The sequence below is a fragment of the Nonomuraea sp. NPDC052265 genome (assembly GCF_044547985.1).
Lineage (GTDB): Bacteria > Actinomycetota > Actinomycetes > Streptosporangiales > Streptosporangiaceae > Nonomuraea.
The window spans coordinates 191,859-218,628 of record NZ_JBIUBJ010000013.1 but is presented as its reverse complement, the minus strand read 5'-3'; the positions used below and the strand labels follow the sequence as shown (position 1 = coordinate 218,628).

Here is a 26,770-nt window from a genome sequence, read left to right as displayed (position 1 = left end):
TTATGCCGGGTTGACGGAGGTCTGAGAACGGCCGAAGACCGCGAGAAGGACGGCGGGGACGGCGGCGATCAGCGCTGAGACGCCGAAGGCGAGGATCCACGACTGGGTGTCCTCCACGAGGTAGCCCACGAGGATCGGCGCGAAGATGCCGGAAAGATTGGCGATGAAGTGCACGAAGCCGGAGACGGATCCGTACCGCGCCTTGGGGATGACCGGCCCGATCAGCGCAAAGAACTGCGCGCCGACGATGTAGAGGACGAACACCACCAGGCCCATCAGGGCGACCGCCGCGCCGGTGGAGGTGACGATGCCCACCGGGGTGAACGCGAGCGCCACCACGATCAGCCCGATGACCACGGTCCACTTGCGCGCGGCGAACAGGCCGACCCTGCGGCCGAGCGCGTCGGTGAAGATCCCGCCCAGCGCCAGTCCGACGAAGCCGGCCACCCAGGGCAGCGCGCCGGCCACGGCCAAACCCTTGAGGTCGACGCCGTGCGCCTCCGTCAGGAAGATCGGGAACCAGGTGAGGAAGGTGTACAGCACCCACGAGTAGCCGAAGTAGCTCAGGGCGGTGGTGAGCACGAGCGGCTTGCGGAGGTAGCTGAGCAGGGAGGCGTTCTCGCCGCCCGCTCCCCCGTTCCGGCCGGCGGCGAAGTCCTGGGCGGCGGCGAGTTCGCGCTCGTCCGCGGCCATTTCCTCGACCTCGGCCGCAGAGACCCTGGGGTGTTCCGCGGGACGGTCGCGGACGACCGTCCACCAGCCGATCAGGAAGCAGATGCCGAGCGCGCCCAAGATGATGAACGGCGCCCGCCAGCTTCCGCCGAACGCCTCCATGAGCGCCACGACGAGCGGGGTGCCGACCGCGCCGCCGAGCGGGGTCGAGGCCTGGGACAGGCCGAGCGCGGTGCCGAGCCGACGCTGCGGGAACCAGTTCGACATGGTCTTCGCGGTGACGGAGGCCTGCGGCCCCTCACCGAAGCCGAACAGAAAGCGGATGACCATGAAACTGGCCGTGCTGAACCCGGCCGCGGTCAGCGCCGTGAACAGCGACCACCAGCCGATCGCCCAGGCCATGACCTTGCGCGGGCCGAACTTGTCCGCGGTGAAACCGCCGACGAAACAAAACGGCGCGTACCCGACGAAGAAGATCGCCGAGATCCAGCCCCAGGTCGCCTTCGAGAAGCCGAACTCCGCGATGATCAGCGGCGCGGCCACGCCGATCGCCGCCCGGTCCGCGTAGTTGAGCCCGAGGACGAGGAAGTTCGTGGTCAGCACGTACCAGCGGTAGCGCAGACCCTCCTTCGTCCTCACGTCAGTCGCCGACATTCCTGCTCCTCACCGACCAGTAGCGGTCGCGTACCTCGCGCCTGTTGATCTTTCCTGTGCTCGACATGGGCAGTTCGCCGACCAGGTCGACCTTCACGGGTTTCTTGTAACCGGCCAGCCGATCGCGGCAGGCCTGGACGACGTCGTCGCCGGTGAGCCGGCTGCCCGGCGCGACAACCACGGCGGCGGCCACGGCCTCGCCCCAGCGCTCGTGCGGGATGCCGAACACGACAACCTCTCTCACGTCGGGAAGCTCGGAGATGGCCCGCTCGACCTCGCCCGGATAGACGTTGAACCCGCCGGAGACAATCACGTCGCGGCGCCGGTCGACCAGGTGGAGGTAGCCGTCCTCGTCGAGCCGGCCGATGTCGCCGGTGCGGAACCACCTCTCCTGGTCGAGCACCTCGGCCGACTGTTCCGGCCGGTTCCAGTAACCGGGCATGACGGACGCGCCCCGGACCGCGACCTCGCCGATCCCGCCCACCGCGTCGATGATCTTGATCTCGACGCCGGGCACCGGCCGGCCCGCCGAGGTCAGCCGCGGGTCGCCGGCCCTCATGTGGGCCTCAGGTGGCAGCACGGTCAGCGGGGCTAGCGCCTCGCTCAGGCCGTAGCACTGGTAGAGGACCTTGCCGAACGCTCCGGCCGCCCGTACCGCCGAGGGCGCCGAGATCGCCGCCCCGCCGTACGGCACGGCGCTCAAGCTGCCGAGCCGGTATCTGCCCAGCTCGACCGCGGTGGTCAGCTCCTTGAGCATGGTCGGTACGAGCGGCAGCACCGTGGCGCCGAACTCCTCGACCGCGCCGAGCACCACGTCGGTCCCGTACATCGGCAGCGGAACCGCGGCGGCGCCCGAGAAGGTGTACGCCGAACCGATCGAACCGCCGAAATGGCTCATCGGCGCCACATGCACCACGACGTCGCCAGGCCCGCGCACCGGCAGCCGCGCCCTGATCGCCCCGACCATCGCCAGCCACTGCCGGTGGGTGACGATCGCCCCCTTGGGCTCGCCGGTCGTTCCCGACGTGTACATGAGCGCGGCGACATCGCCGGGATCGGGCTCTGGCACCTCGGGCAGCTCCGGTCCCGGCGCGGTCAGCTCGCCGAGCTCCGCGGCGGAGATGTGCGGCCGGTCCAGCGCGTCCGCGTGCTCCGGCTCGCAGACCACCAGGGCCGCCGCGCAGTCCCGCGCGATCCCGGCGATCTCCCTGCCGTGCAGCCGGTTGCTCACCGCCACCCTGACCAGTCCGGACAGGAACAGCGCATGCTCGATCTGCAGGATCTCCGCGCGGTTGCGCAGCGCGATGACGACCCGGTCGCCCGGGTTCATGCCCCGCCGACGCAGCCTGGCCGCGACCGCCGTGGCCCGCGCGCCGAGGTCGGCGAAGGTCAGCCAGGCCGAGCCGTCGTACACCGCCCGGTGGCCGGCGTACCGTTCGTGCGCGTTCCTGGTCAGCGCGGCGAGCGTGTTCACGACGCCCTCCACAGATCCTCGATCGCGGAGAGGATCTCCTTGTCCCCGGCTCCTGAGGTGATCAGCCGGTGCAGCGTCTCGCCGGCACGCTGCTGGAAGAGCGGGTATCCGGGGGTTCGGCCGCGGACGAAGGCCCGGTCGAGCGTGGTGAGCGTGTCGGCGAAGAAGCCGTGCGTCAGACGGTTGAGCTCGTCGTCGGTCCAGGCGGCCCGGTGGCCCGGCTGCCCGCCCGCGGTGGTGAACACTCCGGTCTGGCACTGCCTGGACACGACCCAGCCGGCCAGTTCCGCGGCCGCCGCCGGGTCCGCGCAGCGGGCGGAGACGGCCAGCCCTACGCCGCCGAGCATGGTGCCGTGCCGTACCGGTGAGTCCGTGAACCTGATCAGGTGCGGCCGGTAACCGGTGCGGGCGTAGTTGGAGTAGCCGAAGACGAACGGCACGTACGCGATCGGCTCGCCGCCGGCCATCGCGTCGAGCGTCTGGATCGGATCCCGGGCGAGCGAGACCGGATCGGCGACGGCCAGGAGCGTGCGCAGCAGGGCGAGCGCGCCGGCGGCGACACCGGCATCGATCCCGCTGTCGGGCCACCAGGCCGGCCTGCCGCTCGCACCGGAGGAGACGTCGCCGGCGACGTGCTGGCACAGCGAGAGCAACGTCGACCACAGATGCGTCGGATTCGCCGGCACCTGGGCCCTGACCTCACCCATCAACGAGATCGCCGCGTCGAGGTCGCGGGGCGGCTCGATCGGCAACAGATCAGGGCGGTGGGCGGCGACCTGCGCCGCCGCGTCCATCGGCAGCGCCCACAGCGCGCCGTCCAGCTCGTAGCTGCGCAGGCTCGGTCCCACGCTGTTGGCCCGCTGCTCGTCGATCACGCCGGCGGGCAGCAGGGTGTGGAGATCGACGAGCGCTCCCGTGGCCGCCGCCACCCCGACGTGCGGATGGTCGATCGCCACCAGGTCGTACCGGGCGGCCAGCTCCGTGATCGAGGTGTCCTCGAACTCCTGGAGCGACCTCGCCTCCCACTCGACCGTCAGATCGTCGCGATCCTTGAGGAAGGCCGCGGTGGCCGCCTCGATCGAGTCGACTCCACGGGTGTGGTTCCAGGTCATCCCGCGTAGATGTGGCATCCAGCTGTCCAATCGAGGTTACGGTCGTCCGGTCGAGGCGCGTACGACCAGCTCGGGGGGCGGTTCTGTGAGGAGGAAGCCGTCGTCGGGTCCGCCGAGGTCGCCGGCGATGATGAGCTCCGCCGCCTGCCTGCCGAGGTCGCGCAGCGGCAGCCGTACCGTGGTCAGCGGCGGCGCGCCGTGCTCGACGAACCAGGTGTCGTGCAGCGCGACGAGCGACAGGTCGCCGGGCACGGCGAGCCCGTTCTCCCTGGCGGCGGCCAGTGCGCCGACGCAGACGACGACGTTGGCCACGAACACCGCCGTGGGCCGCTTCGGTACGGCGAGCAGCTCGGACATCGCGGCGTGCCCGGCGGCCGCGTCCCACTCCTTGAAGACCGTCCACTCGGGCCTGACTGGCAGGTCGTGCGCCCGCATGGTCCTGGTGAAGCCCTCGAAGCGGCGTATCGAGATGTCGGTGGCGCCGGAACCGCCGACGAATCCGATGTCACGATGCCCCAGCTCGATCAGATGCCGTACGGCGAGCGCGGCCGCCTCCTCGTCGGCCAGCCTGATCCCCTGGACCCCCGCCCGCGGCCGGTTGTTGACCAGGATCGTCGGCAGGAGCTTCGCGGCCCGGCTCGACAGCTCCTCCTCGGAGGCGAATCCACTGCTCTGCCACAGGAGCCCGTCGACCCGGCCCTCGCCGATCAGCCGGTCGAACGCCTCCGGCCGCGAGGACAGCTCGGTCGAGTCGGCCAGCAGCAGCACCTGACCATGCGCGGCGGTGGCCAGCTGCGCACCGCGGATGATCTCCGCGTGGATCGGATTGCTCACGTCCTGCACGACCAGCCCGATCGCGCCCGACCTGGCCAGCCGGAGGGCGCGGCCGGACACCTGCGGCACGTACTTCAGCTCGGCCGCCGCCCTGAGCACCCGCTGCCTGGTCTCCTCACGGACACGGAGGTTCGCGTCCCCGGTGAGAATGCGCGACACCAGCGACACCGACACGCCCGCCCGCTCGGCGACCGCGGACAGTCCGGGACGCCGCTTCACCGGCGCGTCACCAGATAGAGGTGGACCAGTGTGAGCACGACCTCGCCGCGCTGGTTGGTCACGGTCAGCTTCTCGTCGAGGAGACCGGCGTCTTCTCGCCGGGGGTTCGGCCGCATCCCTGTGATCTCCGCGGTGACCGTGATCGTGTCCCCGATGAAGACCGGTTTGACGAACCGGATGCGGTCGTAGCCGTAGCTCATCGACGCCGGGTTGATGTCACCGGCCATCATTCCGACGGCGATCGAGATGATCAGCGTCCCGTGCGCGATCCGGGCGCCGAACGGCTGGGTCGCGCACCACTCGGCGTCGACGTGGTGGGGGAACCAGTCGCCGGTCTGGCCGGCGTGCAGCACGATGTCCGACTCGGTGACGGTACGGCCCATGCTCTGCCGCCGCTCGCCGATCCCGTAGTCCTCGAAGCGCCGTTCGGTCACCTGCACGAGGTCGCCTTCCTTGGTATAACGTTTGCGCACTTACGCTAAAACGTTATACCAACGCGAACACGCCAACACAAGAGGTTCGCTGCTGCAATGCACGCCGCTTGATCATGGCAGGCGAACGGCCGGTTCCGGCCCGTCCCCGCCTCGTGGAGGGTTCAGCATGCGCGCACTCCGCAGATCGACGGTCGTCGCGGCCGTCCTGGCCCTGCTCCTGGCCGTCGCCAGCACCGCCTCGGCCGACCAGATCTCCAACGGCGGCACCGTGTACCGATCCACCGCCCTCTGCGTCAACGTGGGGTCCACCATCAGCAACCCCGGCGGGGCCATCGAGTCCAGCACCACGGTCGACAGCCTGACCCGCATGTACGTCCCGGTCTGGAAGCAGTGGGTGGACGACGGCGCTGCCCGACAGGCTGCCGCTCATCGGCGCCGACGGGCATCCCACCCGGACGGATTCCGGCGCCGTCGCCACCGTCGACAGCGCGACCCTGTTCGGCCCGCCGCCCACCCGCCCGGCGGGTTAGGCCGGACGGCCGAGCCGCCCCGCGACGGGCAGCGTGAGGGTCATGGTCAGCCCTCCCCCGGGGTCTCCTCGGGGAGGAGGGTGCCGCCCATGGCCTCGGCCAGCCCGCGCGAGAGGGCGAGCCCGAGCCCGACGCCGGAGTGGTTGTCGCGGTCGCCGAGCCGCTGGAAGTGCTGGAAGACCCGGTCGTGCGCCTCGGGCGGGAGGCCGGGACCGCGGTCGATCACCCGGATCTCCACCTGGTCGCCGTGGCGGCTGGCGGTGATCAGGACCGGCTGCTCTGGCGGGCTGTGGCGGACGGCGTTCGCCATGAGGTTGACCAGCACCCGTTCCAGCAGGGCGGGGTCGGCGAGGATGTCGGGCAGCCCGGCTGGCACGTCGCCCTCGACGCGCTCGCGGGCCGGGCCGAGGTCGTCGACGGCCCGCGGCACGACCTCCTCCAGGGCCTTGGGCGCGAGGCTCGCGCCGAGCACACCCGCTTGCAGGCGGCTCATGTCCAGCAGGTTCGCCACCAGCGGCCCAGCCTGTCCAGCGACTTGGCGGCGGTGGCCGGCAGTTCGGCGCGGTCGTGCTCGCTCCACTCGACATCGGTGCTGCCCAGGCTCTCGACGGCGGCCCCGGCGGAGGCGCTCCGTGCAGGGGCGGGAGAACGGGTTCGGCCCGGCCTTCGAGGTGGGAAGGCCAGGCCGAGGGAGGTTGAGAAGCGGGGGACTACCACCTACCGAGGCCGCGCTGCGGGAGGGCGGCGGTGGGGGTGCACAGGCAGAAGCGGTCAGTGCGGTGGCGGCGGCCAGGAAGCGGCGTCGTCCGATCATCGGAACACTCCGGTGTGGCCTAGGGAGTAGCGTCCTGGCTGGGGGTAGACGCACAGGCCGTGCGGCCCGGCGCCCACCCTGACCTCGCGAATCAGCTTGCCGGTCGAGGTGTCGATCACGTAGACGGCCCTGTGGTAGCGGCCGCTCAGCCACAGCTGCCTGCCGTCGGCCGAGACGCCGCCCATGTCGGGTGACCCGCCGCCGGGGAGTCGCCACTTGGCGATCTTCTTGCGGGTGGCGAAGGAGACCACGGAGACCGATCCCTCGCCCCGGTTGGACACGTACAGGACGCGGGAGTCGCGGCTGACGTACAGGCCGTGCGCGCCCTTGCCCGTGCGCAGGAAGCCGGCCTTGGCGAAGGTGTGGGCGTCCACGAGCCACAGCCCGCCCGCGGCCATGTCCGCGCAATAGAACAGGGTGCCGTCAGGGGAGAGCTTCACGTCCTGCGGCATGTTCGCCGCTCCCACGTCGATGATCTTGACAACTTTCGCGGCTCGCCAGTCGATGGCCAGCAGTCGGCCGGAGAATTCGCAGCTGACCAGGAAGACGCTGCCGTCGGCGGTGAAGTCGCCGTGGTTGACGCCTTTGCAGGGCAACTCCAGGGAGTGGTCGAGTCTCATCGTGTGCGGGTCACGGAAGTCCAGCCGGTTGAGTCGTTCGGCCATCACCAGCGCGTACGAGCCGTCGGGGCTGAAGTACAGGTTATACGGGTCCTCGACGCGAACCGGCTTGCCGGGTATGCCGGTGAGCGGGTTGATCGGGATCAGTGTGTTGCCGTCGTTGTTGTTGACCCACAAGGTCTCAAGGTCCCAGGAGGGCACGACGTGCTGGGGGCGCCTGCCGACCCGAAACGTGTTGATGATCTTGTAGGTGGCCGGGTCGATCACGTCTACGGTGTTGTCCTGGCTGTTGGGCACGTACACCCGCACGGGAAAGTGCGCCACCACCGGGCTCAGCAGACCGGGACGGTCGTGGGCGTAGACGTCCAGCGCCGCGGCGGAGGACGCCGGAGAGTCGTGCGCCGTCAAGGGAGGCTTCGCGGGGATAGTCGGCACCGCCGAGGGGCCCGACGTCGTGCTGCAGGAGGCCACACCCGCGAGCACAATGGCCATCACAACAAGCAGCCGCATCGGCTCAGATTAGGGAGCCGATGACGACCGGAGGGATAAGGCACGGTGAGCGGAACGCTGACCCTTTGCCTGGTTACCATCCGCGCATGAATGTGCCGGCGACTACGACCGGCCTGCATCGCCTCGTCGCAGGTCAGGCACGCCGCCGCGTCCATGTTGTTGGCGGAAACGGCGACGGGCGATCTTCGGTCCACTCAGTGGACCGGCGGAAGCAGCCGCTCCCGCGGAGACAGAGCGGCCGACACCCGGATCGGTCAACTCCAAGCCGAGTGCATGCATCCAGTCGATCTGGGCACGCACCGCCTCGACCGCCTTCCGATCGGACAGATTCTCGGTGAACGGCAGGACCGACAGCAGCGCCAACCACGGCGGCTACAGTCCGAGAACGCCTCACGAAATCATCATCTGCGAACCACCCTCCCAATTCGTCGTCGATCCCGGCGCACACGATGACACCGAAGACGTCGTTCCCACTCAAAACATGACAAAGAGCGGCCCCGTGATCCCACTGGTGATCACGGGGCCGCCTCGCCCTTGCTCAGTTCGCCGACAGTGTCGCCATCGAGGATGCGGGGCTGTCGTGAGGTTGGTGGCGCGTTCTAGTCGGGCAGGCGGTCCAGGAGCCAGGTGGCGCCCTCTTCGGTGATCTCGGTGTGGCCGCGGTTGTCGCTGGCGCACAGGAAGTCGTCGAAGTCGCTTTCGTCCGGGGACAGCGCGTCGATGTCGGTGTACAGCTCGGCGTCGGTGACGTCGCGGACGGAGACGGCGCTGATGGACGGGACGAAGCAGTGCCCGGCGATCGGATTGTCGACGTCCAGGCCGAGACCGGCGGCTTCGGCGATCGCGTTGAGCGCGTCGGCGAGGATCTTGAACCCGGTCAGGATGCCGCCGGGCGCGCCGTCCACGCACGGGACGCCGGGCGCCTGCACCTCGATGACGTCGGGCGTCAGCAGGCGAAGCATGCCGGCCAGGGTCTCGGGCGCCTTGGGCTGGGTGCGCAGGTCGGTGCCGGTGATGAGGTCGCCGGTGCCCAGCAGCGCGCTCTCGCCGGCGCCGGTGCCGTTGCCCGCGCCGTTGCCCGCGCCGTCGGCGACGGCGAGCAGGCGCGGGATGCGCGGCCAGCCACCGACGGATTCCAGTTCGCGCAGGAACTGGGTGCGCAGCGGGTCGACGCCGGGCACGCCGTCGGTGCCGGGCAGGTGCCAGGCCAGCAACTGGCGGGCGGCCGGGCTGTTGAACAGGTCGGAGAAGCGCGAGTCGTAGGCGTTGATGTGGTGCGCGAACGCCTGGAGCGAGATCGGCACGTAGGCGCCGCGGTGCGGGGTGTCCCAGGAGAAGTACACGCCGACCTGGTGGTCGATGCGCTGCATCTCCATCCGGGCCAGGGCGTAGCGGGTGACCAGACCACCCATGCTGAACCCACCGGCCAGCAGGCGGCTGCCGCCGACCCGCTCGGCGGCGGCGCGGTGGATCGCCGCGGTGGCGGTCTGCGCGTTGTCGAGGATGGAGGCGCCGCGGTCGTCGTAGCCGATGATGACGACGTCCCGGCCGCGCCGGCGCAGCTCACTGATCAGCGGGAAGGCGCGCCGCTCCAAGCCGTCGTAGAGCTCGTCGATGTCGCTGGCCCCGGATCCGAAGCCGTCGGCCAGGAGCACCGGCCGGGTCAGGGCCTGGTTGCGTTCGCCGTAGTACACCCACGCGGTGCCGCCGGGCAGCTGCCAGCGGTCGCTCCACTCCGCGGCGGGCGGGGCGCTGGTGGTGGCGCCCGCCCTGGAGCTGGCGCTGGAGGACAGGACGACCGGCGGCGCGGCACTCAGGGCGCTCGCGATCTGCTGTTTGTTGATCACCCCAGAGTTATCACCATTAGTGGTCGCACGAACACCTAAAGCTATGATCTCGGCCGGCTCTTCGTTTGGTCCGCACAGGGCCGCAGTAGGGAGTCCACCGCTCCCACCTCGCCGGACGAGGACACCTCGGCCACGTAGCGATCCGGCTTGACCAGGACGAAGCGCCCTCGTGCCGCACCGCGGGCCGCCTCCAGACGCTCGCCGGCGTCCGCGATCGCCTGCCGCCCGGCTACGACAGGAGGCAGCCGTTCACCGAGCACGACGTCGATGCGCCGTACGGGCGCGAGGCCGCTGACCCATGACCAGTCGGACGCCGCACGTCTACCCCGGGCAGTGCGGCAGGTGGGCGGTGCCGCTGTCCCAGTACACCCACTCGGCGGCACCGCCCCTGGAGCGGACGTGGGTGCGGCGGTCTCGTAGAGCATCCGCCACAGCCTCTTCTCGCGCAGCGGGATACCACATCGGCTCTGCGCTGCTCGTCTCCCTCACCCCCGCTTCGGCTGCCGGCCGGTATCCACCGTTCGGCTGGTTTTCCGGTCAGCACGATGCACCGGGGAGCATGGCCGGCGGGACGATTCGGCGCGGGAGGCGCCGAACCATGCTTGAGCCATGGCAGTCATCGAGGTAACAGACCTCCGCAAGAAGTACGGCGACCTGACCGTTCTGGACGGTGTGTCGTTCTCCGTCGAGGAGGGCGAGGTGTTCGGCATCCTTGGCCCGAACGGCGCCGGCAAGACCACGACCGTGGAGTGCATGGAGGGCCTGCGGCGGGCTGACAGCGGATCGATCCGAGTGCTGGGACACGACCCCGTCAAGGACATGAGCGGGCTGCGTGAGGTGATCGGGGTGCAGCTGCAGCAGACGCAGCTCCCGGAGAATCTGAAGGTGTGGGAGGCGCTCGACCTGTACGCCTCCTTCTACGCCGCGCCCCGTGACTGGCGCGAGTTGCTGGCGGAGTGGGGGCTGGCCGACAAGCGCGACGCCCGGTTCGGGAAGCTGTCCGGCGGGCAGCGGCAGCGGCTGTTCATCGCGCTCGCGCTGGTGGGCAACCCCCGGGTGGCGTTCCTGGACGAGCTGACCACCGGGCTGGATCCGCAGGCGCGCCGTACGACATGGGAGCTCGTCAAGCGCATCCGGGCGAGCGGCGTGACGGTGGTGCTGGTCAGTCACTACATGGACGAGGTCGAGGAGCTGTGCGACCGCGTCGCGGTCATCAGCCAGGGCCGGGTCGTGGCCGTCGACACGCCCTCGGGACTGGTCGGCGGGAAGCAGCGGATGCGCTTCACGCTGATGGGCGGCGACCACACCGCGCTGGCCGACCTGGACGGCGTCCCCGGTGTGACCGGGGTGTCCAGGAACGGCGACGCGATGGTCGTCACCGGGTGGGGCGACTTCGCCGCCGCCGTGACCGCCTATCTGGCCCGCCACCACGTCGTGGTCGGCGAGCTGCGCATCGACCGGCGCACGTTGGAAGACGCCTTCACCGCCCTGACCGGCCGCTCCTTCGACTCCTGAGGAAAGAACGCCATGAAGAAGCTCGCCTTCGTCGAGACCAAGCTGCTCGTCCGGGAGCCCGGGGCGCTGTTCTCGTTGCTCATCCCGCTGTTCATCCTGGTGGTCTTCGGCAGCTCCATCGAGCCGGGCGACACGGTGCTGCTGCCGATGGCGCTGGCCATCGCGGTCGGGCTGGTCGGCCTGTACCTGCTGCCGACCACGCTGGCCACCTACCGCGAGCGCGGCATCCTGCGCCGGCTGTCGATCACGCCGGTGCATCCGGGCACTCTGCTGGCGGTGCAACTGCTGCTGCAGCTCGTCCTCGCGCTACTGGCCTGCGCGCTGCTGACGGCCGTCGCGGGCACCGTGCTCGGCGCTCACCTGCCCACCGCCGTCCTCTCCGTCGCCGCGGCCTTCCTGCTCGGTACGGCGAGCCTGTTCGCGATCGGCCTGCTGATCGCCGCCCTGGCCCCCAACGGCCGCTCCGCCAACGGCATCGGAGTCCTGCTCTACTTCCCGATGGCCTATCTCGCGGGGCTCATTCAGCCCGCCGACCAGATGCCCGCTATCGTGGCCCGCATCGGGGAGTTCACCCCGCTCGGCGCGTTCGGGGCGAGCCTGCGCGAGATCTGGGCGGGCAACGCTCCCAGCCTCCTGCTGTTGGGTGTGCTGGCCGCCTACGCCCTGGTCATCAGCATCGCGGCGGCCAAGTTCTTCCGCTGGGAGTGACGTGACCGGCCGGCTCGACCGTTGGGAACATCTGCTGGAGCGGCAGCTCGCCGTCCTGCCGTACCTGCTGCTCGTGATCCCCGCGGTGCTCACCCTGCTGACCGGCGGCCCGCTGTGGACCACCCTCGGTCTGAGCGCGGTCGCCGCCGCCTGGATCCGGTTCATGCCGCGCGGCGCCGTCTACGTGGCGGGGCTGGTCGTGCTGATCGGCGCGCTGTGCACGCAGGGGATGTGGTTCGCGAGCTTCTTCGGCTTCATCGGGTTCGTCCACTGCTGGCAGTACCTGAAGGGCAGATGGCGGTTCGCCGGTGTCACCGCCGTCGCGGCGATCACCGTCACCACGTACGGCGGCGGGCTGCCCGAGCGCACTCCCACGGCGATCCTCGCCTACCTGTTCTTCATCGCCGTCATCGTTGTCGCGGTCGCCCTGTTCAGCTTCGTCGGCGATGTCACCGCCGAGCGCAGCGCCGAACACAAGCGGATGGTGACCGAGCTTGAGGCCGCCATGAGCGAGAACGCCGGCCTGCAGGCCCAGCTCCTGGTCCAAGCCCGCGAGGCGGGCGTGCTGGATGAACGCCAGCGGATGGCGGCCGAGATCCACGACACCCTCGCGCAGGGCCTGACCGGCATCATCACCCAGCTCCAGGCCGCGCAGCGCGGCCAGGACTGGCGTCCGCACGTCGACCGGGCCGTACGGCTGGCCCGTGAGAGCCTGGCCGAGGCCCGCCGCTCCCTCCACGCGATCGGCCCCGGCCAGCTGGAGGCGGCGCCGTTGCCCGAGGCGCTCGCCCAGGTCGTCGCCCGGTGGAACGAGCTCACCGGCATCCGGGCCGACCTCACGCTCACTGGTACGGTCCGTCCCATGCACCCCGAAGTGGAGGAGACGCTGCTGCGCACCGCGCAGGAGGCGCTGGCCAACGTCGCCAAGCACGCGCACGCCTCCAGAGTCGGCATGACCCTGTCCTACATGGAAGACGTGATCACCCTGGACGTCCGTGACGACGGCATCGGCTTCGACCCCAAGCTCACCGCCTTCGGCTTGACCGCGATGCGCAAGCGCGTCGACCGGCTGGCGGGCGTCCTGGAGATCGAGTCCGAGGACGGCACCGGCACCGCGATCTCGGCGAGCCTCCCGGCGGTGCCCCGTGACTGAGCGCCCGATCCGGCTGATCATCGCCGACGACCACCCCGTCGTCCGCGACGGCATCCGCGGTATGTTCGCCGCCGACCCCGGCTTCGAGGTGCTGGGCGAGGCCGGCGACGGCGCACAGGCCGTCGACCTGGCCCGGGTCCTGGAACCGGACGTGATCCTCATGGATCTGCGCATGCCGACGATGGACGGTGTCACCGCCATCAAGAAGCTGGCCGAGCTGGGCCTGGCCGCTCGGGTGCTGGTCCTGACGACCTACGACACCGACCGCGACGTCATTCCCGCCATCGAGGCCGGCGCCACCGGCTACGTCCTCAAGGACACCGCCCCCGACGAACTCATCCGCGCGGTCCGTACGGCGGCGCGCGGTGAAGCCGTGCTGTCGCCCTCGGTGGCCACCCGCCTCCTCGGCCAGGTCCGTACCCCCGCCGACCCGCTGAGCGCTCGCGAGCTGGAGATCCTGCGGTTGATCGCCGACGGTCACACCAACCGCGAGGCCGCCGCGCACCTGTTCATCAGCGAGGCGACGGTCAAGAGCCATGTGCTGCACATCTACGCCAAGCTCGGCGTCAACGACCGTGCCGCCGCCGTCGCCACCGCCTTCCGCCGCGGCCTGCTCACCACCGACGACAGCCGCTGATGACGGTGACTCCGCCCTCGCCGGCTCCCCGACACCGCGTCCGACCTGGGGTTTCTCGGCTCTCGCCGGCCCCGGATCCCATGGTTGACCACGCTTGGTTGCTCTTGTGTGCGGATCGTGTACGGCAGTAGATCATTCAGACCGCCATCGCCAGTTCAGACCCCGGTGACGACCATCAGAAGATCAAGCCAGAAGGCCTGCGTGGTTCGGCGGTTCAGGTGGTGGGCGCGCCGGTCCGACTCGGCTGGCTGATGGGCCGTGTCTTCTGGGCGCCGGCCGCCTGAAGACCCTTGTATAAGTCAATGCTGATGAAGCGGACGATGGTCGGAGATGACCTGGTTCCAGCAGGCGATCGACTGCCGTGGTTGTGCTGGGTGTGCTTCAGCGCGGACTCGTCGTCCTCGCCCGGCAGCCCGAGCCCCACCGTGAGTGAGCCGCTTTGCGACGCCGTCCCGGCGCTCTGCGCACCACCGGGCCCGGCGCGGCCGGCTCGGCGCCGCGCCCGGCGACGGGAGCCACGCAAGAGCGTCATCGACGGCCGTCGGGCAGGTGGAGCGCGAGCGGTTCAGCCGCCGTGACGAACGGCTCCTATTGGATGGCCCACTGCTGGTCACGGTAGCTGCTGTTGCAGGTCCACAGGGTCGCCTTCTTGCCGGGCGTCGCCTCGCTGTGCGAGATGACCAGGCACAGGCCCGTCGCGGCGTTGACCAGCCGGCCGCCCTGATGGCTCCAGTACTGGACGGAGTCGCCGTTGCACGGGTTCTGGACGGCGGGCTTGCCCGGCTTGCCCTCGCCCTTGCCCAGGCACATCCCGGACGACTGGTTGACGAGCTGGCCGCCCTTGCGGATCCACTGCTGCTCGGGGCCGTTCGTGCAGGCCCACTGGATCACCGCCTTGCCCGCGACGGCTTCGCCGTGGGGGACGGCCAGGCACAGTCCGGTCGCCTGGTTCCTTACGGTCGAGGCACGCTGGGCAAGCGTGGGAGTGGGTGTGGGCCGTACGGTCGGCTCCTTGGGCTGTGGCGATTCCACGGGACGCGTGGGGGTGGGGGTGGGGGTGGAGGTGACGGTCCTGGTCACCGTGGGCGTCGGCGCGGGCCTGCGCTTCTTCCCGGTCGAGGTCGGGACCGGCTGCGGATAGACCGGGACCTGCACCGTCACCGTGGGGTTCGGGGCGGGCCGCTTGCGCTTCTTCCTCGCCGGAGCGGGCGTGGGCGTGGGGGTCGGTGTGGGGGTCGGCGTAGCGGCCGGGCGCGCGTTGTTCGCGAGCAGCGTGGTCTTGGGCGGCTCGTCCCGGCCGCCCAGCAGCAGCCATCCGGCGACCACGCCGATCACCGTCACCACCGCGATCCCGGAGATGACGGGCACCCGCAGGTCGCGCTTCTTCCTGGGCGCGGGCGGCCGCACCTGCGGTTGCTTCCGGGCAACCTCGGCGGGAGCGGACGGGGTGCCGCTGATCAGCAGCTGCTGCGCGTACTGCGCGGGCGGGCGGGCGGCCGAGTCCTTGGCCAGGCAGGCGGCAACGACGTCGCGTAACGCGCCCGACATCGTCCCCAGGTCGGGCTGGCCGCGCAGGATCCGGTCGAAGACGGCGGCGGGCTCGCCGTCGCCGAACGGCGGGCGTCCCGTCGCGGCGTGGACGATGGTGCAGGCCCAGGCGAACATGTCGCCCGCCGGGGTGAACTCGTCCGCGGCGATCTGCTCGGGGGCCGTGTAGGCCGGGGCGCCGCCGCGCGAGAGGCCGAACCCGGTCACGGTGGCGCCTTCCGGGCCCTGGATCACGTTGCCGGGGTGCAGGTCACCGTGGACGATCCCGGCGCCGTGCAGCGCGCCGAGCGCGGTGAGCGTCCTGACCGCGGCCTGGTCGAGCTCGTGGCCGCCCCGCGGTCCTTCGACCGACACCAGCTCGGCGAGGGACGGTCCGGGCACGAACTCGCCGGCCACGTACGCCCATTCGCCCACGCTGCCCACCTCGACCACGCGGGCGGTGCAGAAGGGCGGCAACTGGGCCAGCAGGTCGTACCCGCCGGGCGGCAGGAACGCGTGGATCGCCACGGCTAGGCCATCTGCCCGCCGCCCGCAGAAGACGCGCTCGCCCAGCCGTCCTTCGAGCCGGTACCCGCCGATCGCGACGGGGTCGTTGCCGCGTAGTGCCTGGATCATCGCCAAACCTCCGGAGGCCCAAAGCTAGCAACAAATGAGGCGGATGTGGCTAATGTTGACAATCTCCGTCAAACATGACCCGGGTGCCTTTATTGTTGTGCGCTGCGATCACCACGAATGGTTCGGAAGGGACAACAAATGCCCCCCAGGCTTGGCGCGACCCCCGAGGCACTTGAGACGATGGGCAAGACGTTCGCCCAGCAGGGCGAGGCGGCGCAGTCGATGAAGGCGGCGCTCGACGCCCAGGTCCAGCAGATCCCCGACGTCTGGTCCGGCGGCAACGCGGAGAAGTTCAAGGCGGCGTGGGAAACGTACAAGAAGACGTTCGACAATCTCCAGCGTGACCTGCAGGAAGCCCAGCAGGGCATCCAGAAGCAGAAGGCGGCGCTCATCGCCACCATGGGCGGGGGCGGCTGACCGGCGGGTCCCGCCGGACGAAGGAGCGGCGGCCTTCCCGCCGCTCCTCGCTCCTCAGGGCACGGCCACCTGCACGCGTTCCCACGTGCCGCCCCTGAACAGCAGGGCCCGGCCGGGCGGTCCGATCCCGGTGGCGACGCTGCGCGGGAGCTGGACGCCGAACAGGTCGCCCTGGCCTGGCTGGTTGGGCCGCAGCAGGAGTCCCGACCGGGTCCGCTTCATGGCCACAATGGGGCCCGAGTACATGTTGTCCAGGTCGTCGACGTTCCCGGCGCCGATCACGAGGTTCCCGCTGTCCCGCGACTCGCCGACGTGATCGGTGATCCAGTCCGCGAGCGGGCCGGAGTTCCCCAGCAGCTCCAGGTCGTCGATCAGCAGCGCGCAGCGGCCCGGTCCGGAGACGGCCTCGCGTACCCGCTCGGCGTCGGCGTCGCCGCCGAAGCAGGCCCGGACGCCCGGACGGCCGCCGAACTCGCGCAGGGGGCTGAGCCGCGGGGTGACGAGCACCGCCTGCCAGCCCCTGTCCAGCAGGCACGTCAGCATCGTGCACAGGGCCGTGCTCCTGCCCGACTTCGGCGTCCCGGCCACCACCAGCGCCGGGCCGTCCTCGCCGGTACGGAAGAACCGCTCGCCCAGCGTGTCGCCGCCCACCCCGACGACGACCGCGTCCAGGGGCGGCGCCTGGACGGCCAGCGCGAGCGTCTCGGCCAGCGTGATGCCGGACGGCAGCGCGTCCACGCGGAACGGCCGCCGCCCCGGCGGCAGGCTCCCGTGCCGGCCTTTCGCAGTACGCGCCACCTGGTGCAGGGCCGCGACCTGCGCCGTGCCGGCCGGATCGCGGTCGAGGAGCGCGACCTGCACCTCCCGCAGCTCGGACGTCGCGCGGAAGGCGCGGCCGGCGGGCATGTGCTCGGGGACGTCCCTGGTCTTCATCCCGACGTAGGTGTAGTCGGTCGGGTCGGTGAGCCTGAGCACCAGCCGGTCGTCGAAGAGCGTGGCGATCCGCCCGACCAGTGTGCTGCGGTCCCCCGTCAGCACCACCTTCACCCCGGCGCCCGGTCCCTCCTGGAAGATCTGCATCCACTGGTCGATCAGCACGCCGTGGTCGACGGACTCGAAGGCCGCGTGGAAGCCCTCCCAGCGGTCGAAGAGCACGAGGACGTAGGGCAGCCGCTCCTCCGGCCGCACCGCGGCCCGCTGCTCGGTGACGTCGGCGAAGCCCTGCGCCGACAGCACCTGCTGGCGCTCGACGATGGTCTCCAGGAGGCGCTTGGTGAGCCGTGCCAGCCGGTCGGGCGAGTCGCGGCCGACGACCGCGCCGCAGTGCGGCATCCCGGCCAGGGGCAGCAGGGCGTTGTTGCCGCAGTCCACGCCGTACAGGTGCACGTCGGACGGGCCGCACAGCAGGCCGGCCGACGCGGCGATCGCGCGCAGCACGGTCGAGCGCCCGGTACGCCCGCCGCCCACCACGAGCAGGTGCCCGGCCGCGGCGAGGTCGTAGTACTCGGTCCGCCGCGACTGCTGGGACGGCAGGTCGGCCAGGGCGAACGGCAGCCGCAGCGCCCGCCCGTCGGAGGGCGGCAGCTCGGACATGGTGACGAGCTCGGGCAGCGGAGGCAGCCACGGGCTGCGCGCACGTTCGAGCCCGAGCTGCGCGGCCGCCGCGCCCACCGCCTCCACCAGCACCGACAGGTCGGTCAGCATGGTGGCGTCGTCCTCGTCGCCGCCCGCCGGGGCCGCGGGCAGCGCGACGCCGAGGTCCTGCCAGGCGACCGGATCGACGCGCACCTCCCGCGCCGCGGCCCGCCCCTGGCCCGGACGCCTGCCGCCGATCCGGGCCGACTGCACCGCGTGCAGCGAGGAGGCTCCTGACCTGATGAAACACCGTCCCGGAGTGGTCTTCGAGATCGCGGCGGCGTTGCGGGAGTCGATGACGTCCATGGACTCCTCGTTGCTCGTCACGCGCAGCGCGATCCGCAGGTTGGTGTTGGCCGCGATGTCCGGCGTGACCACGCCGCCGGGGCGCTGCGTGGCCAGGATCAGATGGACGCCGAGCGACCGGCCGCGGCGGGCGATGTCCACCAGGCCGAGGATGAAGTCCGGCAGCTCGGTCACCATCGCCGCGAACTCGTCGATGACCAGGAGGAGCCGGGGCATCGCCGCCAGCGGCCGGCCCGCGTCGCGGTAGTCGTTGTAGTCCTCGATGTCCTTGGCGTCCGCCCTGAGCAGCAGGTGCTCGCGCCGCCTGAGCTCGGCGGCCAGGGACTCCAGCGCCCGCTCGGTGAGGTGGCCGTCCAGATCGGAGACCATGCCGACGGTGTGCGGCAGCTTGGCGCAGTCCTTGAACGCGCTGCCGCCCTTGTAGTCGATGAGCACGAAGTTCATCTCGTCGGGCCGGTTGTGCACCGCGAGCGAGGCGATCAGCGACTGCAGCAGCTCCGACTTGCCCGCTCCCGTCGTTCCCGCGATCAGCCCGTGGGGGCCGTCAAGGCGCAGGTCCACGCTGTGGAGCCCCTCCGCGCCGACGCCGATCGGCACCCGGGTCGTCCGGCCCCCTTGCCACAGGAGGTGGATCTGCTCGGGGCGGGGGTCGGGCATGCCGAGCAGGTCCAGGAGCCGGGCGGCGGACGGGATGACGGAGTCGGCGTCCTCCCGGCCGATGTCCCGCAGGGGCGCGATCGCCCGGGCCAGCCGGTCGCACCACTCCACGCCGACCTGGTCGCCGACGGCCTCGGGCGGCACGTCGTGCTGGGCGCCGCCGCGCAGCCGTACCAGGCCGGGGCGCTCGTGCTCGCAGACGGCCACGAGCGTGCACTCCTCGGGCAGAAGCCGCTGGTCGTCGTCCACGCAGAGGGCGTAGATCCCCACCGTCGGCCCGAGCTGCAGGATCTGCGGAACTCCGGGCAGCCCGCGCAACGCGCGGGCGCCGTCCAGCACCACCAGCACGTTGTACGGCTGCGCGCTGGCGTACCCGCCGGACGGCCCCTGCCCGAAGGAGAAGAGCGCACCGGCGTCGGGCGACCGGTGGCGTTCCCTGCGCGCGTTGATCTTACCGATCAGCTCGCCGATCCGCCGTGCGGCCGAGTCGGGGTCGTTGCCGACCAGGGCCACGCACTCCTCGCCCTCCCGGGGCACGCAGTGCGGCAGCCACCGGACCCAGTCCCAGTTCGCCACGCCCTGCGGGTCGGCGCTGAGGACGACGACCGCCAGGTCGCGCGGGCTGTGCAGGGCCGCCGCCTGCGCGACCAGCCACCGCGCCAGCGACCGGGAGCCGGCCGGCCGGCCGGTCAGGCCCACGACCCCGGCCTCGGGCAGCGGCAGCACGACGGGCACCGCGTGCGACACCGGAACCGGCGGCTGCTCCTTCACCGCGGACATGACGCCCTGCTCCGGGACAAGCTCGATCTTGGACGGCAGGTCGGCCAGCCCGACCCGCAGGTGCAGGGTGTCCGGATCGTGCAGGCGGCGCTCCCAAAGGCGCTGACGCGGGCCGACGGCGTTCAGGAACACCTCGGCGGGGTCGGGGAACTCGGCCCGGCGATCCCGCTGGTCGGCCCGGCGCAGCTCCTCCAGCCGCTGCCCGAAGGCGGCCATGCGGGCCTGGTACTCCTTCATGGCCTGGCGGTACTGTCTGCGCCCGTACCGCCGGTCGCTCCACCACTGCGCGACCATGGTGATCGGCGTCAGGAGCGCCATGAGCAGGAACCAGGGGGTGGACAGGGCGACGGCCATGACCACGCCGCCCACCCCGAAGATCACGCTCGCCAGCAGTTGGAGGCGGTGGTAGTCCTGGCGTGCCGGATGGCCGGGCACCTCGACGGTGTGCACGACGGCCGGCTTGTTGAGGCGCGGCGGGCGGTTGTAGGCCAGGTTGCCCTCCGGCATGACGCTCACGTGCGCGTCCGAGGGAGTGGGCACGGCCAGTGTGAGGAGGGTCATGCCGGCCTTGAGCACCCCGCCGACCGGCCACGGGACCGGCTCGTAGAGCCGCTCGCCGTCCAGCGTGACGCCGTCGGCCATGGGCGCCACCATGACGCCGCCCGCCTCCACCCGTAAGTCGGCGACGCAGTCGGGGGCGGCGGGGTCGTCGACCGTGATCGTGCACCACCGGCCCGATCCGACGGTGGCCGTCCCGTAGGCCAGGCGGTGCACGCCGCCCGCGGACGGCCCGCCGCTGACCCGCACCTCCGCCACGCCGGCGGGCTGGTCGCCCTTCCTGGTGGCGGTGGCGGCGGTGGCGCTGAAGGCGACCACGTCGCCGTCGCGCAGCGACGCGGCCACCGGCGCGTCAGGACGCAGCGGCACTCCGTCCGCCCAGAGCCCCTGGACGGGGATCCGCAGGCTGCGCTGGAGGGCGAGGACGAGCCGGCCCACGGTGGTGCCCTCGTCACCGCTGACCACGATGTTCTGCAGCCCCCGGCCGGTGAGCACGCTGAGGGAGAGGCGCATCAGGAACACCGTCCATTGTTCGCTTTCGCCACTCTGGCAGCATAGCGACCCGCTTTCTCAGGATTTGTCATGATCATTCAGCTATCATGACGCTCCGGAGTGAGGATGATCATTCGGAGAGGCGGCTGGGCGTGGGCTTTCCCGGCGGGGTGCCCGCCAACATGGATGCGGGTGCGGAGGGCATGGCCCGCCGAGAACGCCGAGCGGCAATTTCGCCTGGAAGACTCGAAGAAGGCCACCGCCGCCCTGTACGCATTGGCCCAGCTCAGACTGGAGAAAAAGGCCGATCCCGATCCGAAGGGCCTGCTGGACCGTTTCGAAGATTCCGCCCAGTACAAGGGTTACGCCGCCTTCAAAAAGGCCAGCGACCCCGTTCTCGCCTTCTTCGGGCTCATGGACGCGGGTCGCACGACCAGCTCAAGGCCCAGGCCCGTCAGCTCGCCGCCGACATCGAGGCCGCCAGCCAGCGGGTGACCACCGACAAGGTCGCCGACGGCTGGCGCAAGCTCACCTGGTCCCTGACACACCCTGCGAGATGATCCATGGATGCCCTGCTCGACCGCGCGCGCACCGCGTACGTGCCCGTCATCGCCCTGACCGACGAAGAGCTCACCGTGCTCGACGGCCCTGACGCCGACCAGCTCGCCCCCCGCCCCTGGTACGACTCCCAGGATCCGGCGGCCAGGGAGACCGCCTGCATGGTGGCCCTGCGTGGCCTGGTCGCGCGCGGCATCGCCCGTCCCGAGCCGGTCGGGGAGGGCGGTGACGACGACCTCGCGCTGCTGCTCCCCGACGATGTGCAGGACCTGCTCGCCGCCCGCCGCACGCCCCGGCACGTGGTGATGGCCGAACGGATCCTGGCGGAGAGCAGGCAGGCATGCCTCTTCTACGTCGGCCCCGGGCCCGTGGCGGTGGAGGAGAACGTCAACGAGAGCGGGCTGCACAGCCTCGCCATCGGCCCGATCGAGCGGCTGGCGGACCGGTTCGCCCAGTTCTGCGACCCACACGCGGGCGCGGGACAGCGGCCGGGCGGTGGCCGCAGGCGGGTTCCCCTCGCCGACGTCGCCCGTGGCGTGGGCCAGGAGATCTTCGCCGAGGCCCTGGCCATCACCCAGATCGGCCACCACCGTCTCGGCCCCGCCGGTGAAGTCGAGGAGACCCGCTGGACGGTCTACGCACCCCGGGGCCGGGTGGTCCTTGCCGAACCTGAGGCGGACGGCGAGGACGGCGTGCTCGTCCTGACCGATCTCGGGCCGCGCGAGCTCCGCGAACACCTCCTGGACCTGCTCCGCCCGCCTGCCTGAGCCTCGCGGCCCCACCCTGAACGGCTTGCCACCCGCCGGCATCTCCGGGCGACGGGTGCTTCTGAATGCGGCCGCGCGACTTTCGTCTCTTCGGGTCCACATTTCCCCTTCCGACAGAAGGGAATGGGAGCCGCACAGCTCAGCGCGTCGAGGTCAGGAGGATTCGGCTGCTCAAACCCGCACCAAAGTCGGCAGCATACTTCGAATCTCGGCGCCTATGAGCCCGGCTCGCTGTAGAGGGAGGTCATCCAGATGTGGGTGAGGACCTCGACGAGGGTTTCCTCGTCGGCGAAGGGGGCCACGTCGAGGGCCGCGAGGTAGTACAGGCGCTCCCCGAGCCAGGTCAGCGCCGCGCCCAGGGCGGCCGGATCCACGTCCGGCGTGGCGGCGCCGTCAGTGGTGACGCGTTCGGTGGTGACGCGCTCGGTGGTGACGCGCTCGCTGGTGACGCGCTCGCTGGTGATGCGTTCGGTGGTGGCGGCCGTGAAGCCCGCCATCTGGTCGTGCCACAGTGCGGTGAGCTGCGGGTCGGTGCGCCAGTTCTCCACGATGGCCCGCAGCACGGGCGCCTCCTCGCGCCACAGGCGGGCGCCCTGGCTGATGCCGTGCCGTACGGCGGCCCGCCGCTGGTCGGGTTCGTCGTGCGTGAGCCAGGGCTGCGCGACCTCGTGACCGCGGGCGATGGCGCGACGGACGAGCTCGGCCAGGACCTCGTGCTTGCTCGCGAAGTAGAAGTAGAAGCTGCCGCGGGCCACCTGGGCGGCGGCCAGGATGTCGGCCACGCTCAGCTCGTCGAAGCGCCGCTCGTCCAGGAGCCTGCGCGTGGCGGCCAGGATGACCTCGCGCAGGTCACGGTCGTCGTCCTTCGGCCGTGGGGCGCGACGGCCCGCTCTCGCCTCCATGCTCGGGATTCTAGCCTCTAGACAGCTTGTCTAGACGCTATGTACAGTCCTCGCCATGAGATACACGACGTTCGGGACGAGCGGGTTGCGGGTCTCCGAGATGATCCTCGGGACGATGGGCTTCGGCGAGGACTGGGGCTGGGGCGCGGCGCCCGAGGAATGCCGCAGGATGTTCACCGCGTACGCCGAGGCGGGCGGGAACATGATCGACACGGCGAACAGTTACACCGAGGGCTCCAGCGAGCGCATCGTCGGTGAACTGATCGGCAAGGAGCGGGACCGCTACGTCCTCAGCACCAAGTACACGCTGTCGATGGACGGCGACGACCCCAACGCCTCGGGCAACCACCGCAAGAACCTGAGGCGATCGGTGGAGGACAGCCTGCGGCGCCTGGGCACCGACTACCTGGACATGCTGTGGGTGCACATCTGGGATCCCGCCACCCCGATCGAGGAGACGTTACGCGCCCTCGATGACCTGGTACGCGCCGGCAAGGTGCTCTATCTGGGCTTCTCCGACGTGCCCGCCTGGGTGATCGCGCGCGCCAACACCATCGCCGAGCTGCGCGGCTGGACGCCGTTCATCGGCCTGCAGCTGTCCTACAGCCTGCTGGAGCGCGACATCGAGCGCGAGCTGCTGCCCATGGCCGAAACGCTGGGCCTGTCAGTGGCCGCGTGGGCGCCGCTGGCTCGCGGCGTCCTGTCAGGGAAGTTCACCCGCACCGACGCCGCCGCCGGGTCCAGGATCCGCCGCGACGCCGTACCCGACCATCACCTGGCGATCGCCGCCGAGGTCGACGCCGTCGCCGACGAGCTCGGCGTCTCCTCCTCCCAGGTGGCCCTCGCCTGGACCCGGGCGCACCGAACCTGGATCCATCCGATCTCCGGCGCCAGAACTCTCGACCAGCTCACCGACAACCTCGCCGCCTGCGAACTGCGGCTGCCGTCGGAGGTGGTGGACCGGCTCGACGAGGCCAGCGCCTTCCCGCTCGGGTTCCCGCAGAACTTCATCCAGATGTCACGCGAGTTCGTCTACGGCCCCTCGGTCGGCCTCTTCGACCGCCGAGTGCCATAGGCGGAGAGTCGTTCGCGGTTGCGAGGGCTGCGGACAGGCTCGACGACCGGATTCCGTGTTCACAGTGAGCCGATGCTCAGCGTGAGCGGACCGGAGACGGCGGCAAGACCTCGCTCGGTGAGACAGGCTTGTGGCTTCGCGCTGAACATGACGAACGTGGCGGTCCACCGCGCTCCCTTGAACTCGCCGTCGACGACCACGCCCTTGATCGACACAAGGCTCTCGGCGCCGTTGACGGAGACGGCGGAAGTGGAGGACAGCGTGCTGGTGCTGCCGTTGTTCCAGGTGATCCGCCGGCTCCCGGCCCTCGTGCCGGAGGTGCAGGAGAACGTCCCTGTGGCGGAGAAGGTCGACGTGGCCCGGGAAAGGGTGGGATCACTGCTGGAGACGCATTCGAGCAAGGGAGCCTTGCCGTCGACCGTGACCTCCCGGGCCCGGTCGGTGAGGCCGGGGGTGTAGGTCACCGTCTGGGAACCGGTGCACTCGGTGACCCCGATCGCGGCACGCGCGCCGGCCGTGGCCGGGACGAGCGCGGTGACGAGCAGCGCAAGGCCGCCGATGACGATCCCGGCGGACCGAAGCCCGCGCGAGGTGAATGCGACCGGGGGAACGGCCCTGAGAATTGACATTGCTTCTCCTGACGACGGCGCTGTCGCCGCGATTGTCGGACCTCGCTTGTCCAGGGCCGGGAAGCCCACACACCAGCTACCTACCGTTACATTACGCATACATTAAGTCAACGTCCGGCCCGGGGCAGCCTGGGCCGGAGCGGGAGCAGCGGCGTGACGGACGGCTCGGCCGAGCGGGGAGGCGCACGCAGGAGGGTCGCCCTGCTGGCCCTGCCGCGTGAGGTACGACGGCTTTCGAGAGGCAGGTCAGACAGTGGTCACACGCAGGACATTCCTCGGCACCGCCACCGCAGCCGGTGCCACGACGCTGTTCGGCGGCGACGTCCTGCCCGTCGCGCGGGCCGGCACGCCTCCGTCGGACATGGCCGGTCCATCGGCGGCACGCGACGCGATCCGTGCGGTCAACGCCGACACGCGGCGGAACTACGCCGCGTTGAAAGCCGACCTCGTCAACCATCTGAGCCCGGTCATCGTCGTCCAGAACGACCATCGGGGTGGTCTGTACAGCCTCGTCTCGAACGGGCGGACACTGGAGTCGCTGCACCCGGTCGACGAGATCTTCGAACTGGCGAAGTCGATCGCCCACCTCCCGCTGGGCATCTTCACGATCATTGCCCCGTACCTGCCCAAGCAGGTCCCGGTGTCCCAGAGCGCCAGAATCGATCCGCACGACCTGGACATGGTCGCGTCCAAGGGGCCGGGGGACGGCTGGATCCAGCCCCTCCAGGACGCCTCCGCCACGATCAACACGGCCCGGCGGCAACTCGACGAGGCGAAACTTCCGGACGGCCTTCAGCGGTCGTGCGCAGACATTCTCGACAGATCCCGCGAGTTCATCGCGGACGCAACGCGACGCCACTCCGTAGACATGAAGTCCTTCGAGGACTACTCGGGCAGCGTGTACCCGAACGTCCGGACCAACATGTACTGGGCGTCCAAAGTGCAGCTCGAAGGCGTCGCGGACATCATGACCCGCTGGCGCGAACACCTCGGCGAGGCCGCCTGGAAGGGCCTGTACGTCGTCGTCTTCACGATCTGGACCACATCCACCCTGAACCAGAACTCCATCATCATCAAGAGGTTCATGGACCCGGCGCAGGCCGACAGCCACCTGATCGACATATCCACGGCCGAGATCCCCTCCGAGCCGATCCTCGTCGCCCTGGACAACATCGCCCGGATCGTGCAGGACAACATCGCCGCGGAGATGATCTTCTGCACCGACACGAAACTCGCCGACGCCCTCAAGGGCCCGGAGGAGCTCCTGTCCGAGGAGATCCTGCGACTGTGCAGGGCTTCGAGGCGATTCCCCTGACGGCCCTCCGGCCGACGTGCATCCGGTGTGCCCCGGTCCGCCGATCGCCCCCCTCACCGAGGGCCATCTGCCCTGGGTCAGCCACGTTTGGTGCGCCAGCGGGAGGTGCGGAAACCGTCGGAGCGCTCCAGGAGGAAGGTCAGCCGGGCCGCCGTCTGGCGTACGCCGTCGTCGTGCCGGTGCCGCTTGTCGGGAGCGAGGCGGGAGCGCAGGTCGAGGATGTGGGCCAGCTGCCCGGCGACCTCCGAGACCACCCGGTAGCGGATCCCGAAGGAGTGCAGGTCGCCGTGCACGTCGTCGACCAGGTCCTCGTCCACGTGCCGCTGCAGCGGCCTGAGCTTGACGAGGAGTTGGGCGTCCATTCCGGCCACGGGCGCCCTGCGGCGGCTGTCGTCGGCCGGCATGGCGACCAGGGCGCGAACCCGCGCGAACGCCAGCGCCCGCTCGGCATCCGGAGTGGCAGGGTGTTCGGCGAGGTCCAGCAGGCGGCGCAGGGTCTCCTGCGTTTTGTCGTCGAACATGACGACAAGTCTATTCACTCCAGCTCAGGCACTCCTCCGTAGAGGACACCTTGATCCGTAGGTTCCGGGTTCGAGCCTCGGGCACTCCACCAGAAGACCACCGCCGAAGAATCGGCGGCCCTGCCGGGTTTCGCATCCGGGGAACCGCCAGTGGCAGAGGGCCGGAGAAACGGCCACTGCGGACGAGATCGGCCGGGGCGTAAGGGAGGACGGCCGTGGAACGAGCCTTCCTCCGGCCGAAGGTCCGCAGTGCGCGGGCGAT

The 26,770-nt window shown here is 70.6% G+C and carries 24 protein-coding genes; 9 read left to right on the top strand and 15 right to left on the bottom strand.

Going from position 1 to position 26,770, the window contains the following annotated elements:
- From ACIHAD_RS32450 to ACIHAD_RS32405, 10 genes are all read right to left on the bottom strand, one after another.
- Complete coding sequence (locus ACIHAD_RS32450; RefSeq protein ID WP_397358506.1) at positions 1–1,326, bottom strand: MFS transporter; 1,326 nt, start codon at positions 1,324–1,326, stop codon at positions 1–3.
- Positions 1,313–2,800, bottom strand: coding sequence for a class I adenylate-forming enzyme family protein (locus tag ACIHAD_RS32445; RefSeq protein ID WP_397358505.1), 1,488 nt, complete (start codon positions 2,798–2,800; stop codon positions 1,313–1,315). Before ACIHAD_RS32445 ends, ACIHAD_RS32450 begins: the two co-directional genes overlap by 14 nt.
- Positions 2,797–3,912, bottom strand: coding sequence for an extracellular solute-binding protein (locus tag ACIHAD_RS32440; protein WP_397358504.1), 1,116 nt, complete (start codon positions 3,910–3,912; stop codon positions 2,797–2,799). The genes ACIHAD_RS32445 and ACIHAD_RS32440 overlap by 4 nt, the downstream gene beginning before the upstream one ends.
- A gap of 36 nt (positions 3,913–3,948) precedes the next feature.
- A complete protein-coding gene (locus ACIHAD_RS32435) occupies positions 3,949–4,965 on the bottom strand; it encodes a LacI family DNA-binding transcriptional regulator (RefSeq protein ID WP_397358502.1) in 1,017 nt (338 codons plus the stop codon).
- Positions 4,962–5,438, bottom strand: a complete 477-nt coding sequence (locus ACIHAD_RS32430; RefSeq protein WP_397358501.1) for a MaoC family dehydratase — start codon at positions 5,436–5,438, stop codon at positions 4,962–4,964. Before ACIHAD_RS32430 ends, ACIHAD_RS32435 begins: the two co-directional genes overlap by 4 nt.
- Before the next feature lie 72 nt (positions 5,439–5,510).
- A complete protein-coding gene (locus ACIHAD_RS32425; RefSeq protein ID WP_397358500.1) occupies positions 5,511–5,768 on the bottom strand; it encodes a hypothetical protein in 258 nt (85 codons plus the stop codon).
- A gap of 207 nt (positions 5,769–5,975) precedes the next feature.
- A complete protein-coding gene (locus tag ACIHAD_RS32420) occupies positions 5,976–6,422 on the bottom strand; it encodes a sensor histidine kinase (RefSeq protein WP_397358499.1) in 447 nt (148 codons plus the stop codon).
- A gap of 317 nt (positions 6,423–6,739) precedes the next feature.
- Complete coding sequence (locus ACIHAD_RS32415) at positions 6,740–7,771, bottom strand: hypothetical protein (protein ID WP_397358498.1); 1,032 nt, start codon at positions 7,769–7,771, stop codon at positions 6,740–6,742.
- 204 nt (positions 7,772–7,975) lie between these two features.
- A complete protein-coding gene (locus tag ACIHAD_RS32410; protein WP_397358497.1) occupies positions 7,976–8,236 on the bottom strand; it encodes a transposase in 261 nt (86 codons plus the stop codon).
- 236 nt (positions 8,237–8,472) lie between these two features.
- Positions 8,473–9,720 (bottom strand): esterase/lipase family protein, encoded by a 1,248-nt coding sequence (locus ACIHAD_RS32405; RefSeq protein ID WP_397358496.1) that lies wholly within the window; start codon positions 9,718–9,720, stop codon positions 8,473–8,475.
- Between the two features lie 609 nt (positions 9,721–10,329).
- Between ACIHAD_RS32405 and ACIHAD_RS32400 the strand changes: the two genes are divergently transcribed.
- From ACIHAD_RS32400 to ACIHAD_RS32385, 4 genes are read left to right on the top strand one after another with little or no spacing between them, the layout of a single operon-like run.
- Positions 10,330–11,235, top strand: a complete 906-nt coding sequence (locus ACIHAD_RS32400) for an ABC transporter ATP-binding protein (RefSeq protein ID WP_397358495.1) — start codon at positions 10,330–10,332, stop codon at positions 11,233–11,235.
- Between the two features lie 12 nt (positions 11,236–11,247).
- Positions 11,248–11,943, top strand: a complete 696-nt coding sequence (locus ACIHAD_RS32395; protein WP_397358494.1) for an ABC transporter permease — start codon at positions 11,248–11,250, stop codon at positions 11,941–11,943.
- Between the two features lies 1 nt (position 11,944).
- The gene (locus ACIHAD_RS32390) at positions 11,945–13,096 is read left to right on the top strand and encodes a sensor histidine kinase (RefSeq protein ID WP_397358493.1); all 1,152 of its coding nucleotides are present in this window, start codon (positions 11,945–11,947) and stop codon (positions 13,094–13,096) included.
- Entirely contained in the window at positions 13,089–13,733 is a 645-nt protein-coding gene (locus tag ACIHAD_RS32385; RefSeq protein WP_397358492.1) for a response regulator, read from the top strand. The genes ACIHAD_RS32390 and ACIHAD_RS32385 overlap by 8 nt, the downstream gene beginning before the upstream one ends.
- Positions 13,734–14,321: 588 nt before the next feature.
- Here ACIHAD_RS32385 and ACIHAD_RS32380 read toward each other — a convergent pair.
- Complete coding sequence (locus ACIHAD_RS32380) at positions 14,322–15,896, bottom strand: ricin-type beta-trefoil lectin domain protein (RefSeq protein WP_397358491.1); 1,575 nt, start codon at positions 15,894–15,896, stop codon at positions 14,322–14,324.
- A gap of 138 nt (positions 15,897–16,034) precedes the next feature.
- On the opposite strand from ACIHAD_RS32380, the gene ACIHAD_RS32375 reads away from it, so the two are divergent.
- Positions 16,035–16,313 (top strand): WXG100 family type VII secretion target, encoded by a 279-nt coding sequence (locus ACIHAD_RS32375; RefSeq protein ID WP_357706071.1) that lies wholly within the window; start codon positions 16,035–16,037, stop codon positions 16,311–16,313.
- Between the two features lie 54 nt (positions 16,314–16,367).
- Here ACIHAD_RS32375 and ACIHAD_RS32370 read toward each other — a convergent pair whose 3' ends face one another.
- A complete protein-coding gene (locus ACIHAD_RS32370; protein WP_397358490.1) occupies positions 16,368–20,762 on the bottom strand; it encodes an FtsK/SpoIIIE domain-containing protein in 4,395 nt (1,464 codons plus the stop codon).
- Positions 20,763–20,933: 171 nt separating this feature from the next.
- Here ACIHAD_RS32370 and ACIHAD_RS32365 point away from each other — a divergent pair, with 171 nt between their 5' ends.
- Both ACIHAD_RS32365 and ACIHAD_RS32360 read left to right on the top strand, forming a co-directional pair.
- Entirely contained in the window at positions 20,934–21,236 is a 303-nt protein-coding gene (locus ACIHAD_RS32365; protein WP_397358488.1) for a hypothetical protein, read from the top strand.
- A 68-nt stretch (positions 21,237–21,304) separates the two neighbouring features.
- The gene (locus tag ACIHAD_RS32360; RefSeq protein WP_397358487.1) at positions 21,305–22,066 is read left to right on the top strand and encodes a hypothetical protein; all 762 of its coding nucleotides are present in this window, start codon (positions 21,305–21,307) and stop codon (positions 22,064–22,066) included.
- A 215-nt stretch (positions 22,067–22,281) separates the two neighbouring features.
- On the opposite strand, the gene ACIHAD_RS32355 is transcribed toward ACIHAD_RS32360, so the two are convergent.
- Entirely contained in the window at positions 22,282–22,968 is a 687-nt protein-coding gene (locus ACIHAD_RS32355) for a TetR/AcrR family transcriptional regulator (RefSeq protein ID WP_397358486.1), read from the bottom strand.
- A 55-nt stretch (positions 22,969–23,023) separates the two neighbouring features.
- Between ACIHAD_RS32355 and ACIHAD_RS32350 the strand changes: the two genes are divergently transcribed.
- The gene (locus ACIHAD_RS32350; RefSeq protein ID WP_397358485.1) at positions 23,024–24,043 is read left to right on the top strand and encodes an aldo/keto reductase; all 1,020 of its coding nucleotides are present in this window, start codon (positions 23,024–23,026) and stop codon (positions 24,041–24,043) included.
- A 59-nt stretch (positions 24,044–24,102) separates the two neighbouring features.
- On the opposite strand, the gene ACIHAD_RS32345 is transcribed toward ACIHAD_RS32350, so the two are convergent.
- Positions 24,103–24,672 (bottom strand): hypothetical protein, encoded by a 570-nt coding sequence (locus ACIHAD_RS32345; protein ID WP_397358484.1) that lies wholly within the window; start codon positions 24,670–24,672, stop codon positions 24,103–24,105.
- Positions 24,673–24,925: 253 nt separating this feature from the next.
- Between ACIHAD_RS32345 and ACIHAD_RS32340 the strand changes: the two genes are divergently transcribed.
- The gene (locus tag ACIHAD_RS32340; protein ID WP_397358483.1) at positions 24,926–25,987 is read left to right on the top strand and encodes a hypothetical protein; all 1,062 of its coding nucleotides are present in this window, start codon (positions 24,926–24,928) and stop codon (positions 25,985–25,987) included.
- Positions 25,988–26,064: 77 nt separating this feature from the next.
- On the opposite strand, the gene ACIHAD_RS32335 is transcribed toward ACIHAD_RS32340, so the two are convergent.
- Positions 26,065–26,508: a hypothetical protein gene (locus ACIHAD_RS32335; RefSeq protein WP_397358482.1), complete on the bottom strand. Its 444-nt coding sequence runs from the start codon at positions 26,506–26,508 to the stop codon at positions 26,065–26,067.
- Positions 26,509–26,770 lie beyond the last annotated feature (262 nt).

Excerpts from the sequence above, each read along its gene's own strand:
- ACIHAD_RS32450 (WP_397358506.1), bottom strand. The coding sequence starts at position 1,326 with ATGTCGGCGACTGACGTGAGGACGAAGGAGGGTCTGCGCTACCGCTGG.
- ACIHAD_RS32440 (WP_397358504.1), bottom strand. The coding sequence starts at position 3,912 with ATGACCTGGAACCACACCCGTGGAGTCGACTCGATCGAGGCGGCCACC.
- ACIHAD_RS32425 (WP_397358500.1), bottom strand. The coding sequence starts at position 5,768 with ATGCGGGTCAGGCTGTCGACCGTGGTGCTGGACTCGATGGCCCCGCCG.
- ACIHAD_RS32420 (WP_397358499.1), bottom strand. The coding sequence starts at position 6,422 with ATGAGCCGCCTGCAAGCGGGTGTGCTCGGCGCGAGCCTCGCGCCCAAG.
- ACIHAD_RS32400 (WP_397358495.1), top strand. The coding sequence starts at position 10,330 with ATGGCAGTCATCGAGGTAACAGACCTCCGCAAGAAGTACGGCGACCTG.
- ACIHAD_RS32395 (WP_397358494.1), top strand. The coding sequence starts at position 11,248 with ATGAAGAAGCTCGCCTTCGTCGAGACCAAGCTGCTCGTCCGGGAGCCC.
- ACIHAD_RS32380 (WP_397358491.1), bottom strand. The coding sequence starts at position 15,896 with ATGATCCAGGCACTACGCGGCAACGACCCCGTCGCGATCGGCGGGTAC.
- ACIHAD_RS32375 (WP_357706071.1), top strand. The coding sequence starts at position 16,035 with ATGCCCCCCAGGCTTGGCGCGACCCCCGAGGCACTTGAGACGATGGGC.
- ACIHAD_RS32370 (WP_397358490.1), bottom strand. The coding sequence starts at position 20,762 with ATGCGCCTCTCCCTCAGCGTGCTCACCGGCCGGGGGCTGCAGAACATC.
- ACIHAD_RS32360 (WP_397358487.1), top strand. The coding sequence starts at position 21,305 with ATGGATGCCCTGCTCGACCGCGCGCGCACCGCGTACGTGCCCGTCATC.
- ACIHAD_RS32355 (WP_397358486.1), bottom strand. The coding sequence starts at position 22,968 with ATGGAGGCGAGAGCGGGCCGTCGCGCCCCACGGCCGAAGGACGACGAC.
- ACIHAD_RS32350 (WP_397358485.1), top strand. The coding sequence starts at position 23,024 with ATGAGATACACGACGTTCGGGACGAGCGGGTTGCGGGTCTCCGAGATG.
- ACIHAD_RS32345 (WP_397358484.1), bottom strand. The coding sequence starts at position 24,672 with ATGTCAATTCTCAGGGCCGTTCCCCCGGTCGCATTCACCTCGCGCGGG.
- ACIHAD_RS32335 (WP_397358482.1), bottom strand. The coding sequence starts at position 26,508 with ATGTTCGACGACAAAACGCAGGAGACCCTGCGCCGCCTGCTGGACCTC.